A 16,462-nucleotide genomic window follows, 5' to 3' on the forward strand; every position below is an offset into this window, starting at 1 on the left:
GCCTAAGCCTCCGACTTCTTCGACTCGCCACCGTGACGGATTTCCAGGGACTCCAGCAGACGCGCACCCAAAGCGGTCACATCGCCAGCGCCAACGGTCATCACAATATCGCCATCCTGAGCGCACGTCACAATATCCTCAATAGCGTCCTCAGCGGTAGCGTAACGAACCTCAGAGAAACCAGCACCGGTAATCAGCTCACTGGTCACACCCTCAATCGGCAGCTCACGAGCCGGGTAAATATCCAGAACATGAGCACGGTCAGCCATCGACAGAGCCTGCGCGAACTCCTTCGCGAACTCGCGAGTACGAGAGAACAGATGCGGCTGGAAAATCACGTACAGGTTGTGGCCATCAGCCACGGTACGGCCGGTCTCCAGGGCACGGAAGACCTCGGTCGGGTGGTGCGCATAATCATCAAAGACCTTCACGCCAGCAACCTCACCACGCAGAGTGAAGCGGCGGTCAGCGCCCACAAACTCAGCCAGTGCACGAGCAATATCAGCAGCCTCGTAACCAGAAATCAACGCCGAGGCAAAAGCAGCCGAAGCGTTCAGCTGGTTATGAATACCGGGCACCTTCAGAGCAAGATCCTGCTCGCCTTCATAACGCACACCGCGGCACTCAAAAGACCAGGACAGATGCGAAGAAGAGGAAGAACCCGCACTGGTAATCTCGCTAATGCGCAGGTCAGCATCCTCAGACTCACCGTAGGTCACCACGGGCACACCCGCCGCACGAGAACGAGCCGCCAAATCAGCCGCACCCGCATCATCAGCGCAGGTCACCACAACACCGTTAGGAGACAGCGAACCCACAAAACGGTTGAACGCCTCAAAGACACGCTCATCGGTCTCATAGAAATCCAGGTGGTCCGGCTCAACGTTCGTCACCACAGCAATAGCCGGGCGGTAACGCACAAACGAGCCGTCCGATTCATCAGCCTCAGCCACAAAAATCGACTCCGGGCCCTGAGCACCCAGGTGAGCGTTCATGCCGCGACCAGCAATTACAGTACCCACCGCGAACGACGGCTGCGCACCCAGCTGATCAAACATCACAGAAATCATGGAGCTGGTCGTGCTCTTACCGTGAGTACCGGCAACAGCAACCACCTGAGACTCACCCATCACAGCGGCAAGCGCCTCAGAACGATGCAGCACACGCAGACCCTGCGCACGAGCGGCAACAAGCTCCGGATTATCCTCACGAATCGCAGTAGAAATCACCACGGTATCAACGTCCACAATGTTCTCAGCCTGCTGAGGAACACCCACACGAGCACCCGCAGCACGCAAAGACTCAACAGCAGCCGACTCCGCACGATCAGAACCACTCACCGTCACACCAGCCTGCAGCATCAGAGCGGCAATAGCGCTCATACCCGCGCCACCAATACCGATGAAGTGCACACGGCCCAACTCGCTCATCTTCGCACGCTCAGGGAACGGCGGGTTCAGCGGTGCCGGCAACACCATCTCAAGATTCATCAATTCAGTCATTACTTCTCAGCTGCCTTCAATACTGCTTCAGCCATAACGCGCGCCGCGTCACGGATACCAAGTTCATACGCCGCAGCGCCCATGCGCTCCAGCTCCTCCGGGTTCGCCATAAGAGCCGGAATCTCACGGGCGAACCACTCACCGGTGACCTCTGCATCCTTCACCAGCAGAGCCGCAGACGCCTCCACCAGAGAACGAGCATTCAGAGCCTGCTCACCATTACCAATAGGAAGCGGCACAAAAATCGCGGGAACACCCACCGCAGCAACCTCACTGACGGTCGCCGCACCCGAACGCACCAGCAGAAGATCAGCGGCAGCGTACACATCCTGCATGCCGTTGCTGAACTCAATCTGACGATAATTCGGCGCGCTCAGCGGCTCACCATTCTCATCCAGAACAGTCTTACCTTTACCGGTAATATGCAGAATCTGGAAGTCCCACTCCGCAAAGTGGTCACGGCACGCCGCCACCGCATTATTCAGGCTCTGCGCACCCAGCGAACCACCGGTCACAATCACGGTCGGCTTCTGCGGGTCCAGGCCCAGGTTACGGCGAGCCTTCGAACGGTGCGCCTCGCGGTTCAGGTAGGCAATCTCATCCTTCATCGGCATACCCACCAGGGTTGCGCGCGGGAACGGAGTATTGGGGAACGCCACGCCGGTGAACTTCGCGAACGTACCACCCAGGCGGTTCGCCAAACCGGGCTTCGCATTCGCCTCATGAATCACCACGGGAATCTTAGCGCTCAACGCAGACAAATACGCCGGCGGGCACACATAGCCACCCACGCCAACGACCACATCCGCATCTACATCCTTGAGGATGCGGCGGGTCTTAGACAGGCCACCAAAGAACTTAGCGGGGAAAGCGAAAGCGGCACGGTTAATGCTACGAGGGAACGCCGCACGAGGGATGAACTCAATATCGAAACCAGCTGCCGGAACCAGCTCGGCTTCCATCTTGTCGGCGGTGCCCAGCATCAGGATCTTAGCGTTCGGCTCAAGGTCACGAATCGCACGCGCAATCGCGAGCATCGGATTAATATGACCGGCGGTGCCACCACCGGCGAAGACTATAGAGGGCGCCTTCTTCGTCATAGGTCTTTCTCCCAACACATCGGTACAGCATCATTTTACGCTATCGCACCTGTTCAAAAGAGCGCCCCCGCCATTGAGCTACAACTCAACAGCGAGGGCTTTATCTTATATTCAGCACATATTCATCACGGGTAGAGGCACGAACCGCAGCTCACTCCCCCGAATGTCAGCCCCCGATATGCAGGCTTCACGGAGCGGGTTCCGCGGGGTTTAGCCCTGCTTACGGGTGCCGCGCTGATCCGAGTTCCGAGCCGCGCCCTGAGCCGGACGCTGCGCCTGCTGAGCGCTGTTCTTCGGAGCGCCCTTGGCCTGAATACCCTTTGCCTGGGTGCCCTGTCGCGGCGCTACCTGACGTTGAGCGCCCTGTCGAGGATTACCCTGTCGAGGATTGCCCTGTCGCTGGGCACGACGCTGACGGTCCTCAGGATGCAGCGGCTGCAGACCCGCAGGTAGCGAACCCGACGGACGGTGCTGTGCGCTACGGGGCTGAGCACCACGAGCCTGCTGCACTCGCTTCTGAGCAGCAGGTTTCTGAGCAGTAGGCTGCTGAGCGGTACGGGGCTGAGCAGGCTTACCCTGTGCCGCTCGAGTAGAGGCAGTACTCTTCTGGGCAATACGAGTCTGCTGACCGGTACGAGGCTGAGCGGGAGCCTTCTGCGGAGCTGCCTTCTTCGGTGCAGGCTTCTGCGGGGCAGGTTTCTGCGAGGCCTTCTGTTTCTGAGCTTCAGCCTTCTGCTCCGCCTTCACACGGGCAGCTTCCTCACGAGCCAGACGTGCCTCCTCACGAGCACGACGAGCCTCTTCTCGAGCCTGCGCCGCCTCCCGGCGAGCCTGTTCCTCCTCGCGACGAGCCTGCTCCCGAGCCTGGCGCTCCTGCTCCTTCCGCTGCTCACGAGCTATACGAGACAACTCACGCTGCTGATCCGGCGCAAAACCCAACCAGCGGCGCAACGTACTCTCCGGACCGAAAACAACCTTCAAAGGATTATGTTCCTTCATCAGGTGACCACCGGCAGCCGCACGAGCTGCCTCCTCCTGATTCAGCACAATCTGCAACGGCGTACGACGCTGCCAATCAGCATTCGCACGACGAACCTCACGCACGCTCTGAGTCTCAATATTCGACGGTGCCGTCGCGCCACGCAACGGAGTCTGCCGCGCAAACGCCAACAACAAACCCGCCGCAAACAACGAAGACAACAGCGACGAACCACCATAGGAGACAAACGGCAGAGGCACACCAATCACCGGCAAAATACGGGACACCATGCCCATATTGATAATCGCCTGAGAAGTCAGCCAAATCATGATGCCGCCCGTAGCCAAACGCACCAGCGGGTCAGTAGTGCGCAGCATAATACGCACCGCACAATACACCAGGCCCGCATACAGCAGCAGAACCGCCAGCGTACCCAGCAGGCCCAGCTCCTCACCAATAATGGCGAAAATATAGTCGTTATGCGCCTCAGCCAAGTAGTTGTACTTCTGACGCGACTGACCCAGGCCAACACCCAAGAAGCCGCCGGTCGTCAGCGCCACCTCACCAGAATTCGCCTGGTCACAGTTAGCGTTCGTGCACGAGCCCCAAACACCGAAAATACGAGCCACACGGTTCGCGCTACTGAGAACGCCCACCAGCGCCAACGCCGCAAACGCGCCGCCAATCTTCAGCAGCGAGCTACGAGAAGCGCCCGCCAGCCACATCATGCCCACAAAGATGAAGCCGTACACCATGGCGGTACCCATATCACCGCCGAGCATAATCAGCAGCACCAGGGCACCCACACCATAAATCGAGGGGAACAGAGTACGCCAAATACTGCGAGAAATATCGCCGTGGCGGCTGTACACCCATGCCAGCCACATAATAATCGCCAGCTTCGAAAACTCCGACGGCTGAATCTGCACGCCGCCGGGGAATTTCAACCAGTTACGGTTACCGTTCACCTCAACGCCAACGACCACCACAGCAAGCTGCATGACCAACGCGGCAATCAGCATCGCGTTCACCACAAACTTCTTGTGGTAGACACCCACCGGGATGCGCGTAATACCCGCCATCGCAATCACGCCAAGAACCAAGAACATGACCTGCGACGAAACCTGCGAGAACGGCGACTGGCCCTGAGAAATCATGGTGACGCTCGAGGCCGACAGCACCATAATGCAGCCAAAAATAGCCAGACCCAAGGTGGTGATCAGCAGCATCACCGGCACATCCCACAGGTCAGCCTTCAAACCACGACGGTACAGCCTATCGGCACGAGCACGGAACGGCGCAGAGAAATCCTCCCAACCGGCTCGCAAAGACGCCCAACGACCACTCGCGGTCGAACGCGCCGAAGAAGCCGAACGCTCCGAAGATGCGCTGGTACTCACATGCCCTCCTATAGGCCTCAACTGCCACGGATTCGTCGTGGCGACTACACGAAAAAGGTTCAGGGGTGGGACACCATTACCATCCCACCCCCAAGAAGAACCCGCAAAAAGCACCCCGGTCACCCGAGACGCCCCCTGCAGGTAGCGTCCTAAGAGTCTGCCAGCTGGGCGGCAACAGCGTTCGCAAACGCATCACCGCGCACCGCATAATTCTTGAACTGGTCCATCGACGCAGACGCGGGAGCCATCAGCACGGTATCGCCCGGATGCGCCAGCTCAGCAGCCTTCGCAACGGCCGCGTTCATCACGGCAATGCCGTCCGAAGAATCAGCCACAGCGGCGGTCATATTGTAGGTCGGAACCTGCGGAGCGTGGTTAGCCAACGCCGACTTCAACGCCGCAGTATCAGTACCGATAATCAGTACAGCCTTCAGGCGCTGAGCGTGAGCAGCAATCAGCTCATCGTACTCAACGCCCTTCGACAGACCACCGGCAATCCACACCAGCGAGGGGTAACCGCTCATCGACGCATTCGCGGCGTGAGGATTCGTAGCCTTCGAATCGTTCACCCACATGATGTCGTTCGCATAACCCACCAGCTGGTTGCGGTGCGCACCGGTCTTGAAGGAACGCAGGCCCGCGCCCACAGCCTTCGGGTCAATATCAGCCGCACGGCACAGCGCCGCAGCCGCCAGAGCGTTCTCCACGGTGTGCTTCGCAGGCATCTTACCGGGAGCCGGAGCCAAATCCTCCAGAACCGCCAGCTCATACGCCTCGTTGTAACGGTTCTTCAAGAAGGCGCGGTCCACCATAATGTCCTCAGCCAGGCCGAGCATCGACACGGCGGGCATCTCAGTGGAGCTGAAGCCAATCGCGCGAGCGCCCTCAATAACGTCCGCGTTCTCAACCATGCGCAGGGTGTCCACATGGTCGGTGTTGAAGATGCAGGCAACCTGAGTGTGCTCGTACACGCGAGCCTTATCAGCCTTGTAACGCTCGAACGAACCGTGCCAGTCCACGTGGTCCTCAGCAATGTTCAGAACCACCGAAGCGTACGGGGACATCGAATGGGTCCAGTGCAGCTGGAAGCTGGACAGCTCCACCGCGAAGAACTCATAGGGCTCATCGTCGGCAATGGCGTACACGATGGGCATACCCACGTTACCCACCTGAATAGACTTCTTACCGGCAGCCTTCAGGATGGAATCAACCATGCCCACGGTGGTGGTCTTACCGTTCGTACCGGTCAGGCACAGCCACTTGGGGGTCGGGCGGTCGCTGCGCTCATTCAGGCGCCACGCCAGCTCCACATCGCCCCAAATCTGGATGCGACGCTCATAAGCGTCCAGCATGACCGGGTGGTCGGGACGCACACCCGGGGAGGTCACCACAAGCTCGGGTTCCTGACCGTCCACCGGGGGCAGTGCACGCATGTGCTCGGGACCAAACAGGCCCTCAACGTTACCGTAGGCGTTAGTGTACAGATCGATGCGTTCACGCTTCTCCGGGGTATCAGCCCCGTCGATGACAACAATCTTCGCACCCAGCTGGGCGAGCACATCGGTCACAGCGTCGCCGCTGGTGCCCATGCCCACCACGACCACGCGCAGGTTAGCCCAGGGCGCACCCCAGTGAGTCAGCTCCGCGAGGCGCTCGTTCTCGTACACCGGGTTCACCGCAATAGCGGCGGCGTTCGCTTCAATGCGAGCTGTATCCGGCTGTTCAATAGTTGACATTAGTGAATCACTCCAGAAGTCTGCGAGAACCAGTCACCGAAGAACAGCGCCAGGGCGACGAGCACGCAGAGGGCATTAACAACCCAGAGGCGGAACACGGAGTTCACTTCGCCGCTGCTGACGGTACCGGGGGCAATGCCTCGCTTATCAATTGAGTACTTGCCGTTGACGCCGACCTTCTCCATGTGGTGGTGGAAGGGGGTCATACGGAAGTAGCGGTGCGCGTGCAGGGGCTTCTCCCCTGCTGCGACCGAACGCTTACGGCTGGTCTTGAACACGAACTTCTGCACAATCACAGAGAATACTTCCAGCACGGGGATCAGAGCGATGACCAGCAGAAGCAGTTCGGTGCGGGTGAACAGCGCGAAAGCAACCATTGCGCCACCAAGTGCCAGGGAGCCGGAGTCGCCCATAAAAATCTGCGCCTTCGACACATTCCACCAGAGGAAGCCAGCCAGCGAACCCACCAGGGATGCGGCAATCAGCGCCAGCGAACCGGGGTCGCGCACATCGTAGCAGGCGGTGCCAGCGCCAGCGGAGCAGGCGTGCACGTACTGCCAGATGCTGATGGTCAGGTAGCCGGAGAAGATGGTCATCATGATGCCACCAGCCAGGCCGTCCAGACCATCGGTGAAGTTCACCGCGTTCGTACCGGACAGGGAGATGAGGGTAATCCAACCAACCAGCAGGATGGAGCCGAAGACCGCGCCCGCCGCGAACAGGTCAATGGGCAGGTCACGTACGAAAGAGATAGCGGTCGACGCCGGACGAGCACCCGACTCATTCGGGAACTGGAACGCCAGGTACGCAAAGGGCAGGGTCACGCCCAGAAGACCAATGGTCTTCTGCTTCTCGGTCAGACCCTCGTTGCCCTTATTGCGGAACTTCATGATGTCGTCCGCCGCGCCCACACCGAGCATGCCCAGGGTGAAGGCGATGGTCAGCCACGCGGTAGCGGTCGGCACCGGCGCGGTACCGAAGAACAGGGCGCTCACCGCAAGGGTCAAGAAGTAGGCGAGAATCGCCGCGGGGATGAAAATCAGACCCGCCATGGTGGGGGTACCCGCCTTGTACTGGTGGGCCGCCGGGCCTTCCTCACGGATGAGCTGGCCAAGCTTCAGGGACTTCATCTTCTTGATGAACACCGGCAGCGCGGTGAGGGAGATGAGGAATCCGAAGATTCCAGCAATCAGCACGGTAATCATAAAGCGCTACCCTTCGTTCGTGGTCTGTTCGGTCGAAGTACGGTCGCCGTTAGCGGCACCGTCCAGGTGAGCGGCAAGGTGGTCGCTCAAATCGGTGGTTTCAACAAAGTCACCGGCAGAAAGCCAGGTCGGTGCCTGCTCTTCTTCAGCGCCGAAGGTGTACTCGGCGAAAGCAACCTGGTCACCCAGAATGCCCAGCTTCGCGCCGTTTGAGGACTTGAAGAGCACAATGTCGCCGGGGCGAACCTCGGCGCGCAGAATCTGCTCTGCCTCTTCCGGGGTCTTCACCCAGGTCGCCTCATTACCCCAGGAGCCTTCCAGGTGAGCCGCATTGTAGGTGGGCTTCGTCTCGTCGCCCACAGCAATCAGCTTGGAAATGTTCATGCGCACCACGAGGCGACCGATGCGGTCGTGCTCCTCCACGGAGGCGTCACCGAGCTCCAGCATGGCACCCAGAACAGCCCAGGTGCGGTGCGGCTGACCGGTCGCCGGGTCGACGGTGCGACCCAGCTGCGCCAGGGTGCGCAGTGCCGCAGCCATCGACTCGGGGTTCGCGTTGTAGGCGTCGTTAATGACGGTCACGCCGTCAGCGCGGTCGGTGCGCGCCATACGCCACTTCGAAGCCGCCGCCGCCTTGTTGAGCGCGCGAGCAATCTTCTCACCCGAAATACCGCTGTTGTAGGCGATTGTCGCAGCAGCCAGCAGGTTGTGCACGTGGTGCTCACCGATCAGCTGCGAGGAGATCTCGTACTCGCTACCGTCGGGCAGGCGCAGAGTGAACTCGGGGCAGCCTGCGTCGGTGGTGCGCAGGTTCAGCGCCGCCACGTAGCGTTCGTAGGGCTGGCCGTTCGCGTCGGTCTTCTCGCCCACGCCAAAGTAGGTAATGGGTGCAACCGAACGCGAAGCCATGCGCAGCACGCGCTCATCGTCAGCGTTCAGAGCCAGGGAACCGGTCGGCTGAACGCCCTCAGCCAGCTCACCCTTAGTACGCTCAATATTGTCCACGCCGCCGAACTCGCCAGCGTGCGCGGTACCAACCTTCAGGATTGCGCCGTGATCAGGGTGCGCAATATTCGCCAGGTACTCAATGTTGCCCACATGGTCGGCACCCATCTCAATGACCAGGTAGCGGGTAGACTCATCCGCACGGAAAACGGTCAGGGGCACGCCCACCTCACTGTTGTAGGAGCCGACCGGGGCAACGGTCGGGCCCTCCGGGGTGAAAATGGCGGCAAGAAGGTCCTTGGTGGTGGTCTTACCGGCAGAACCGGTAATACCGATAACGGTCAGCTCACCCTGAGCGCGCATCTGCTCAATGGAATAGCGCGCCAAATCGCCCATCGCCAGCACCACATCGGGCACCTGGATGCTCGGGTAGGGCACGCCCTGCTCGTCGAGTACTTCACGCTCGACCAGCGCCAGGGTCGCGCCCCTCTCAAACGCCATGGGGATGAACCTGTGGCCGTCAGTGACCGCGCCGGGCTTCGCCATGAACAGGGTACCGGTCTGCACCTCGCGGGAGTCGGTGGTGGCGAAGTCTGCGTACACCTGCTCCTCACGGCCCTCCAGGCCGATAGCGGTGCCGCCGGTTGCCTCAATAATCTGGGCGGCGCTGAGCTTAATCATTCTTCACCATACCTTCAGCGGTCTTAGAGTCACTTTCATCGAGCATGCGCTGGTAATCAGGCAGAATCTCGAAACCGTGCGCACGCAGGGCACGGGCGGTTTCAACGCGGTCGTCCAGGGCGATATCCACGCCGTCAACATCCTGTTCGGTTTCGTGGCCGCGGCCAGCAATCAGGATGGCGTCGTGCTCGCCCGCCAGGGCAATTGCCGCATCAATAGCGGCGGCACGCGGAGAAATATTCAGGATCTGGGTGGCTCGGCGGTTCTCAGCCTTCTGCGCGCCCTCCTCAACGGCGGCACGAATCGGCTCAGGCGCCTCACCGTGCGGGTCGTCATCAGTCACAACCACAATATCTGCGTACTGTGCCGCAATCGCACCCATAATCGGGCGCTTCAGCTGGTCACGCTCACCGGTCGCGCCGAAAACAATCATGACCTTACCGTCGCCGGGGCGGTCCATTGCCTCCAGGGCGCGGGTCAGACCGTCCGGGTTGTGTGCAAAGTCCACAATCGCGTGCGGAGCCAAAGAAATCAGCTGCATACGACCCGGAACCACCGGAGTCAGAGCCGAACCGGACGCCAGCTCGGGCAGCAGGCGCTCACGCTCAGCGGAGTCAGTGTCCAGGTACGCCATGAGCGCCGCCAGCGCGGCATTCGAAACGTTAAAGTCAGCGGGTAGACCGGTGTAGCATTCAACGCTCTCACCGGCACCATTAGCCACGTGGAAGCGGTGGCCCAGGCCCTCACGCTGAACCTTCACCACAGCCCAGTCGCGGGCACCAAACTCTGCGGGCACCTCAGCCAGACCGGCACCGCGAGCAGTCACCAGACGGTAAACCTGCTGCGCACCCATCTGCTCGCAAGCAGCGGAGAACATCTTCTCGCCCCACTCGTCATCAGCAGTAATCACCGCAAGCTCAGCACGCTCAGGAGTGAACAGCTGCGCCTTCGACTCAAAGTAATGCTCCATGGTGCCGTGCAGGTCCAGGTGGTCTTGGGTCAGGTTCGTGAAGCCAGCAACCGCGTACTTCACGCCGTCCACACGGTGGTAATCAATCGCGTGCGAAGACACCTCCATCGCCGCGCAACGCACCTGATGCTGACCCATAATCGTCAGCAGAGAATGCACGTGAGGAGACTCCGGGGTGGTCATCTTCGAAGGAACCGACACACCATCAATCAGAATCTGAATAGTGCCAATCAGACCGGTCTTCACACCCAGGCCGGTGCGGAACACCGACTCCAGCATGTAGGTGGAGGTGGTCTTACCGTTCGTACCGGTCACCGCGTAACGGTGGGTGGCGGGGAACGAAGCCGAACCATAAATCAGCGCAGCCAACGGACCAACATACTCGCGCAGGTTCTCAGTCACCAGGACAGGCACCGGCGCCTCACCCAGCAGCTGCGCACCGGCAGCATCCGTCAAAATAGCGGAAGCACCCAGCTTCAACGCAGCCTCAGCAAACTGCGCACCGTGCACCTTCGCACCGGGCAGAGCCACGTACAGGTCCTGTGGGCGAACGCCTCGGGAGTCCATGCTGATACCGGTGACCTCAACAGAATCACCGGATTCAGAACCCTGAACGCCACTAGCCGGCTGGGCACTCACCTGAGCACCCAATCCCTGCAGATATTCGCGAAGGTGCGCCAAACTCACCGGGCGCACAGCATTCGGGCGCAGAGTCTGAGCGTCGCCGCCCAGCAGGTTCTGGCCGGGTGCGTGAGATGCGGTATCCATCGTCCTTCTTTCCTCTCCGCTGTCCGAAGCGGTGAGCTCTGTATGGTCAATGCGCTCAAGGCACACAGGGTCATTCAATATTCTACGGTCTTTAGGCTTCGACAGGTGTTCAGTCCCGGGGCTTCTTCATCACGAATCAGCTACCGGGAACCTCTCCCCCGCTCGCCTTTAGCTCGTCTTATTGGGGCTATCCTCAGCAAAAAGCGGAATCAACTCCGGTTCACCGGTAGAACGCGGCACATTATAGGTGTGCAGGGTCTTCTCCATAATCTTGGAGAACTCAGCCGTCGTACCGTTCGCACCCACGCTACCCTCAGGACGCTGCATGGTCACCGCCACCAAGAACTGCGGGTTCTCAATCGGCGCCACACCAATAAAGGACGTCGTGTTGCCGTCGTAGCCGCCCTTCTCACTCGGAGTTTCCGCAGTACCGGTCTTACCGCCCACGCGGTAGCCGGTCACCTTCGCCGGACGGGCGTGGCCTTGCTCCACCACATTCTCCATGAGAGTCAGGCAGGAGGCGGCAGTCTGCTCGCTGACCATGCGTTCGCCAGGCTCCACGGCACGCTTATGTTCGGTACCGTCGGCGTCAATGATCGCGTCCACAATGCGCGGCTTCAGACGAACGCCCTTATTGCCCAGCGCCTGGAAAATCATGGCGGTCTGCAGCGGAGTCTGCGCAACACCCTGACCGAACAGCACAGTGTACTGCTGACGGCCATCCCAATCACGCCAATCAGCGATTATACCCTGCTCCTCACCGGTCAACTCAATGCCGGTAAACTCGCCGACGCCGTACTTCTTCAACCAGTTGTAGCGCTCTTCCTTGCTGAGCTTCTGACCGACCAGCACCGTACCGGTGTTCATCGAGTCATGAATAATGCCCGAGAAAGTACGCCGCTGCGCCCCGTGCTCAAACGCATCCTTGAAAGTCTGGCCGTCAATCGTGAGGGTCGCGGGCACGTCATACACGCTCGTCGGGGTGGTCAGGCCCTGCTCAATCAGCGCCGAAGCAGTTAGCATCTTCTCGGTCGAACCGGGCTCCACGCTCTGCGAAATAGCGCGCGGGGTCATGTCCGCCGCGTCCTCAATGGTTGCCGCGCCCGGGTCCATCGTGGAGGAATCAGCAAGAGCCAAAATGGAGCCGTCACGCACATCCATAACAATGGCGGTACACCATTCAGCTTTCAGCTCCTCGGCGCGGGCACGCACCACCTGCTGCGCAAAATACTGCACATCACGGTTAATGGTTAGGCGAATATTCTTACCGTCCACCGCCAGGCGCTGCTCTTCCTTCGCTACGGGGATACGCACGCCATCAGCGCTAATCTCGTAGGTGCGCTCACCGGGGGTACCGGCAAGCTCCTTCTCAAAGACACGCTCAATGCCCACGGAGTAGTTACGGGACACCGTACCGCCCGTACCGTTGCCGTCTGCCTCTTCAACAATGTTGTACTTACCGACCACGGAACCGCCCACACTACCGTTGGGGTACAGGCGCTGAGAGAACGCCTCACCGTAGATGAAGGGCGCACCCAGGGCATCAATCTTATTGAAAATTTCCGGGGTGATATTTGCCTTAATCACCGAGTACTTGGAGGTGCCGTCCAGCTTGGACTTGATGAACTCGTCGGTAATGCCCGGGTCAACGGTCTTGAGAATATCGACCATCTCGTACACCAGCTGGTTGGGGGTGACCTCAATCTTCTGGGTGCGGTCCTCGTTGTAACGCTTGAAGGTCGCCACGGCACTCTGATCAGCGGTCAGGTTATAACGCTGCACAGTACGCGCCATGACATTGCCGTTGATATCCAGAATCTGGCCGCGCACAGCAGGCAGCACCTGGGAGCGCAAACGCTTCTGACGGGACGCATTCGCCACCGCACCGGGATCAAAGCCCTGGCGGATAAACAGATTCGCACCAATGACGCCCAGAGCACAGGTGGCAGCGGCGCCGGCGACAAAGCCACGGCGGGTCAGGTCCGGCTGACCGGATGCCGATTCGTTCGCGTTCTTACGCGCGTCGGAGCTCATGCGGTGGTCCTTTCGCTGGTCTAGTCTATCGGTGATGCTACGCATCCTGTGGTCAATGTTGTTTATCGTGCGGGCTGGCTTGCCGCGGGGCTAGCGGCAGGGCTGGACTGCTGAGCGGCGCTCGGGGCGGCGGAAGCAGCCGGGCTAGCAGGGGCGCTATTCGCCGGTGCGGGGTTGGCCTGCTGAGCGGGGTTGGCCTGCTGGGCGGGGTTAGCCTGCTGCGCGGGGCTTGCCGAGGCGCTTGCAGATGCCTTTGCCGTAGCGCTCGCCTGGCTGTGTCGCTGCTGAACAGACTTGTCAGCATCCACAATGCCCTTGGCGTAGCTTTCTTCCGAACCCGCTGCCGGCGGCGAAATCAGGTTCTCCTGCTTGGATCCTTCAATACCGGTGGGGCTTGCAGCCGGGGCGGGGGTGCCCTCAATCGTGGAAGTCTGCAGGTTCAGGGTCGCCTGCGAAGAGCTCACAAACATGCCCAGGGTACTGGCGCGTATCGCCAAATCCTGCGGGGCTTCCTTGAAACCAATCTCCTGCTGCAGCGCCTGGTTCTCCTGCACGAGGCGCTGTTCCTGCGCGCGCAAATCCACCATGTCGTACTGTCGGGTCACAATCAGCACGTTAAGCAGCAGAATAAAAATCAGGGTCAGCGGAATTGCCGCAAAAACAGCGAGCATGGTGGGCGGGCTGAGCTTACGGGCTCGGCGGCGCACAGTGGACAGCGGGTTACGCTGCTTGGGCTTCGTTTCGCGTGCTTCTTCGGTGCGTGCTGCCGCACGGACGCTCGAGGGGACACGGCTCGCGTTCGTTGAGGTGCGCTTACCACCGTGAGATGCAGCGGTGCTGGCGGGACGAACCACCGGCTGGGCTGCGGTGACCGGCTCCAGACGCGCGGTGCGGGTACGACCGGAGTGAGCTCGGGTGGAGGCGCGGCTCGCCCCGGTGGAGCCACCTGTAGAGGATGCGCGGGTAGAGCCAACGGCGCTGGGGGTGCCGGCGGCAGGGCGCGAGGAACCGGCGCGTCGACTCCGCGGGGCGCCCTGGGTGCGGGTGGGGCGCGGGGATGCGTGCTGGGTGCTCACTCTTCTTCGCTTTCTGTCTTCTACTTGGCGGGGATGCGGATCTTCTCGGCGGCGCGCAGCTTGGCGCTGGCGGCGCGGGAGTTCTGTTCGATTTCCTCGTCGGTAGGCGGTTCGGCGCCGCGGGTAATGATTTTTACGGTGGGCTTGTGTTCTTCAAGCTCTACCGGGAAGCCCTTGGGTGCCTTGGAGGTTGCCTCCGCGGTCAGTGCCCTCTTGACGATTTTGTCTTCGAGGCTGTGGTAGCTCATGGCGACAAATCGGCCGCCGAGGTTGAGCGCCTCCAGGGCTGCCGGCACGGCGCGTTCGAGGGCTTCAAGCTCGTGGTTCACTTCGATGCGCAACGCCTGGAAGGTGCGCTTGGCGGGGTGGCCGCCGGTGCGCTGCGCGGCGACGGGCACAGCCTTCTGAATAATGCGTACGAGCTCACCGGTGGTTTCCAGGGGCGCGTTGGCGCGGGCGGTGCAGATGGCGCGGGCGATACGCGATGCGAACTTCTCTTCGCCCCAGTTGCGGATAATGCGGCGCAGCTGGTCTTCGCTGTATTCGTTGACAACAATACGGGCGGTGAGCTCATCTTCGGAGTTCATGCGCATGTCCAGGGGCGCGTCGTAGGAGTAGGCGAAGCCGCGGGTGCGTTCGTCCAGCTGCATGGAGGAGACGCCCAGGTCCATCAGGATGCCGTCGATGCCCTGCACGCCGGCAGCTTCCATGGCGCGGTCAATCTCATCGTAGACGGCGTGGACGGGCACGAAACGCTCACCGAAGCGTGCCAGACGCTCACCGGCGATGGCGTGCGCCTGCAGGTCGCGGTCAATACCGATGAGTACAAGGTTTTCGAAGCGTTCGAGCAGCGCCTCGGAGTGGCCACCCATACCGAGGGTGCCATCAATAACGTAGGCGGTGCCGCGCTCCTCAACGGCGCGTTCAATGCCGGGTGCCAGCAGGTTAATGCAGCGGTCCAGCATGACGGGCACGTGGCGTTCGCTGGCTTCACGCTGGGAGAGGTTCTCAATGGATGCGCCGGTGACCTTGGCGGCAGCGCCGGATGCGGTCGTACCGGTTTCGGGGGCGTGGTCTACGCTCATGGGTGCTCCTGTGAGAGTTTGTCCTGCGGGAAAGCTTACGGAAGAGTGGTGCGGTAGTGGTAGAGAGATGCCTGGCGGTAGCCATCGCACCGGCGGGGTGCCGACTAGAGTAGCGGGCTGAACGGGTCCTCGTCGAGGGCAGCGAATTCAGCTTCGGTGCGGGCGAGGTATTCCTCCCAGGCGGCTGCATCCCAGATTTCTGCGCGGGTACCGGATCCGATGACGACGAGGTTGTCGGTCAGTCCTGCGTATTGGCGCAGTATCGGCGGGATGGTGATGCGTCCCTGCTTGTCGGGCAGTTCGTCTGAGGCTCCTGAGAGGAAGACTCGCAGGAAGTCTCGGGCGGCTCGTCCGGGCAGGGGCGCGGTGCGCATCCGTTCGTGGATGCGTTCAAATTCTGCGGCGGGGAAAACGTACAGGCATCGTTCTTGACCGCGGGTCAGAACGAGGCCTGCTGAGAGTTCCTCACGGAATTTGGCGGGAAGGATGATGCGTCCTTTGGCGTCCATTCGTGGTGAGTAGGTACCTAAGAACATTCACTTCACCTCCCCGATGTGTGCCCCTGATGTGTGCCGTTGTGCTGAAGCCTGCGGGAGCGTGGTTGCTCCACACATCCTGTAGGTGCCGGTGGCGGGGTGTGCCGGGCCGACGCCTCCGCCGTCTGTTTGAGGGCACGGCGATAGGACTGACTTTCAGCTTTCCCCTCCACTTTACCCCACTTTCCACCACCTACCCCACCCGGCAGAGTATCTTTTAGTGTTTTTATGCTCTCTTCTGCATTTTTAACGCTGCCGCACAGCTTCTACACAGCTTCGGGCGTTTCCGCTCAGCGGGCCGCCTTCATCATGTTTGCTATGCCCTGACTCAAGTACAGAGTCAATGACGGGGCCAGTTGCAGCAGTCAGTGTGCCCCATCCGTCCGCCTCTAAAACATCCTTCTCTCACTGGTTCGGGCATAGAAAAAGCGGAAGGTAAGAATTC

The 16,462-nt window shown here is 60.7% G+C and carries 11 protein-coding genes; all 11 read right to left on the reverse strand.

All coding sequences use genetic code 11. The features are described from left to right. Positions 1-2: 2 nt before the first annotated feature. Positions 3-1,502, reverse strand: coding sequence for a UDP-N-acetylmuramate--L-alanine ligase (gene murC / locus HMPREF2527_RS04620; RefSeq protein WP_070506729.1), 1,500 nt, complete (start codon positions 1,500-1,502; stop codon positions 3-5). After that, complete coding sequence (gene murG / locus HMPREF2527_RS04625; protein WP_070506731.1) at positions 1,502-2,602, reverse strand: undecaprenyldiphospho-muramoylpentapeptide beta-N-acetylglucosaminyltransferase; 1,101 nt, start codon at positions 2,600-2,602, stop codon at positions 1,502-1,504. The genes murC and murG overlap by 1 nt, the downstream gene beginning before the upstream one ends. Before the next feature lie 210 nt (positions 2,603-2,812). Further along, positions 2,813-4,981 carry an FtsW/RodA/SpoVE family cell cycle protein gene (locus tag HMPREF2527_RS04630; protein WP_070506734.1) on the reverse strand — a complete coding sequence of 723 codons (2,169 nt, stop codon included), beginning with the start codon at positions 4,979-4,981 and terminating at the stop codon, positions 2,813-2,815. A gap of 149 nt (positions 4,982-5,130) precedes the next feature. Beyond that, complete coding sequence (murD, locus tag HMPREF2527_RS04635; RefSeq protein ID WP_070506736.1) at positions 5,131-6,717, reverse strand: UDP-N-acetylmuramoyl-L-alanine--D-glutamate ligase; 1,587 nt, start codon at positions 6,715-6,717, stop codon at positions 5,131-5,133. Continuing rightward, positions 6,717-7,922 (reverse strand): phospho-N-acetylmuramoyl-pentapeptide-transferase, encoded by a 1,206-nt coding sequence (mraY, locus tag HMPREF2527_RS04640; RefSeq protein ID WP_070506738.1) that lies wholly within the window; start codon positions 7,920-7,922, stop codon positions 6,717-6,719. Before mraY ends, murD begins: the two co-directional genes overlap by 1 nt. Positions 7,923-7,928: 6 nt before the next feature. After that, on the reverse strand, positions 7,929-9,548 hold the full coding sequence (gene murF, locus HMPREF2527_RS04645) for a UDP-N-acetylmuramoyl-tripeptide--D-alanyl-D-alanine ligase (RefSeq protein WP_070506741.1): 1,620 nt from the start codon (positions 9,546-9,548) through the stop codon (positions 7,929-7,931). Next, positions 9,541-11,286: a Mur ligase family protein gene (locus HMPREF2527_RS04650; RefSeq protein ID WP_070506743.1), complete on the reverse strand. Its 1,746-nt coding sequence runs from the start codon at positions 11,284-11,286 to the stop codon at positions 9,541-9,543. The genes murF and HMPREF2527_RS04650 overlap by 8 nt, the downstream gene beginning before the upstream one ends. Before the next feature lie 168 nt (positions 11,287-11,454). After that, positions 11,455-13,320 (reverse strand): peptidoglycan D,D-transpeptidase FtsI family protein, encoded by a 1,866-nt coding sequence (locus HMPREF2527_RS04655; protein ID WP_070506746.1) that lies wholly within the window; start codon positions 13,318-13,320, stop codon positions 11,455-11,457. A gap of 62 nt (positions 13,321-13,382) precedes the next feature. After that, positions 13,383-14,396 carry a cell division protein FtsL gene (locus tag HMPREF2527_RS04660; protein WP_070506748.1) on the reverse strand — a complete coding sequence of 338 codons (1,014 nt, stop codon included), beginning with the start codon at positions 14,394-14,396 and terminating at the stop codon, positions 13,383-13,385. Between the two features lie 20 nt (positions 14,397-14,416). Next, a complete protein-coding gene (gene rsmH, locus HMPREF2527_RS04665) occupies positions 14,417-15,481 on the reverse strand; it encodes a 16S rRNA (cytosine(1402)-N(4))-methyltransferase RsmH (RefSeq protein WP_070506751.1) in 1,065 nt (354 codons plus the stop codon). Between the two features lie 104 nt (positions 15,482-15,585). Then, positions 15,586-16,017: a division/cell wall cluster transcriptional repressor MraZ gene (gene mraZ, locus HMPREF2527_RS04670; protein ID WP_005506565.1), complete on the reverse strand. Its 432-nt coding sequence runs from the start codon at positions 16,015-16,017 to the stop codon at positions 15,586-15,588. Positions 16,018-16,462: the final 445 nt, after the last annotated feature.

The sequence above is a fragment of the Rothia sp. HMSC071B01 genome (assembly GCF_001808945.1).
In the GTDB taxonomy this organism is placed as follows: domain Bacteria; phylum Actinomycetota; class Actinomycetes; order Actinomycetales; family Micrococcaceae; genus Rothia.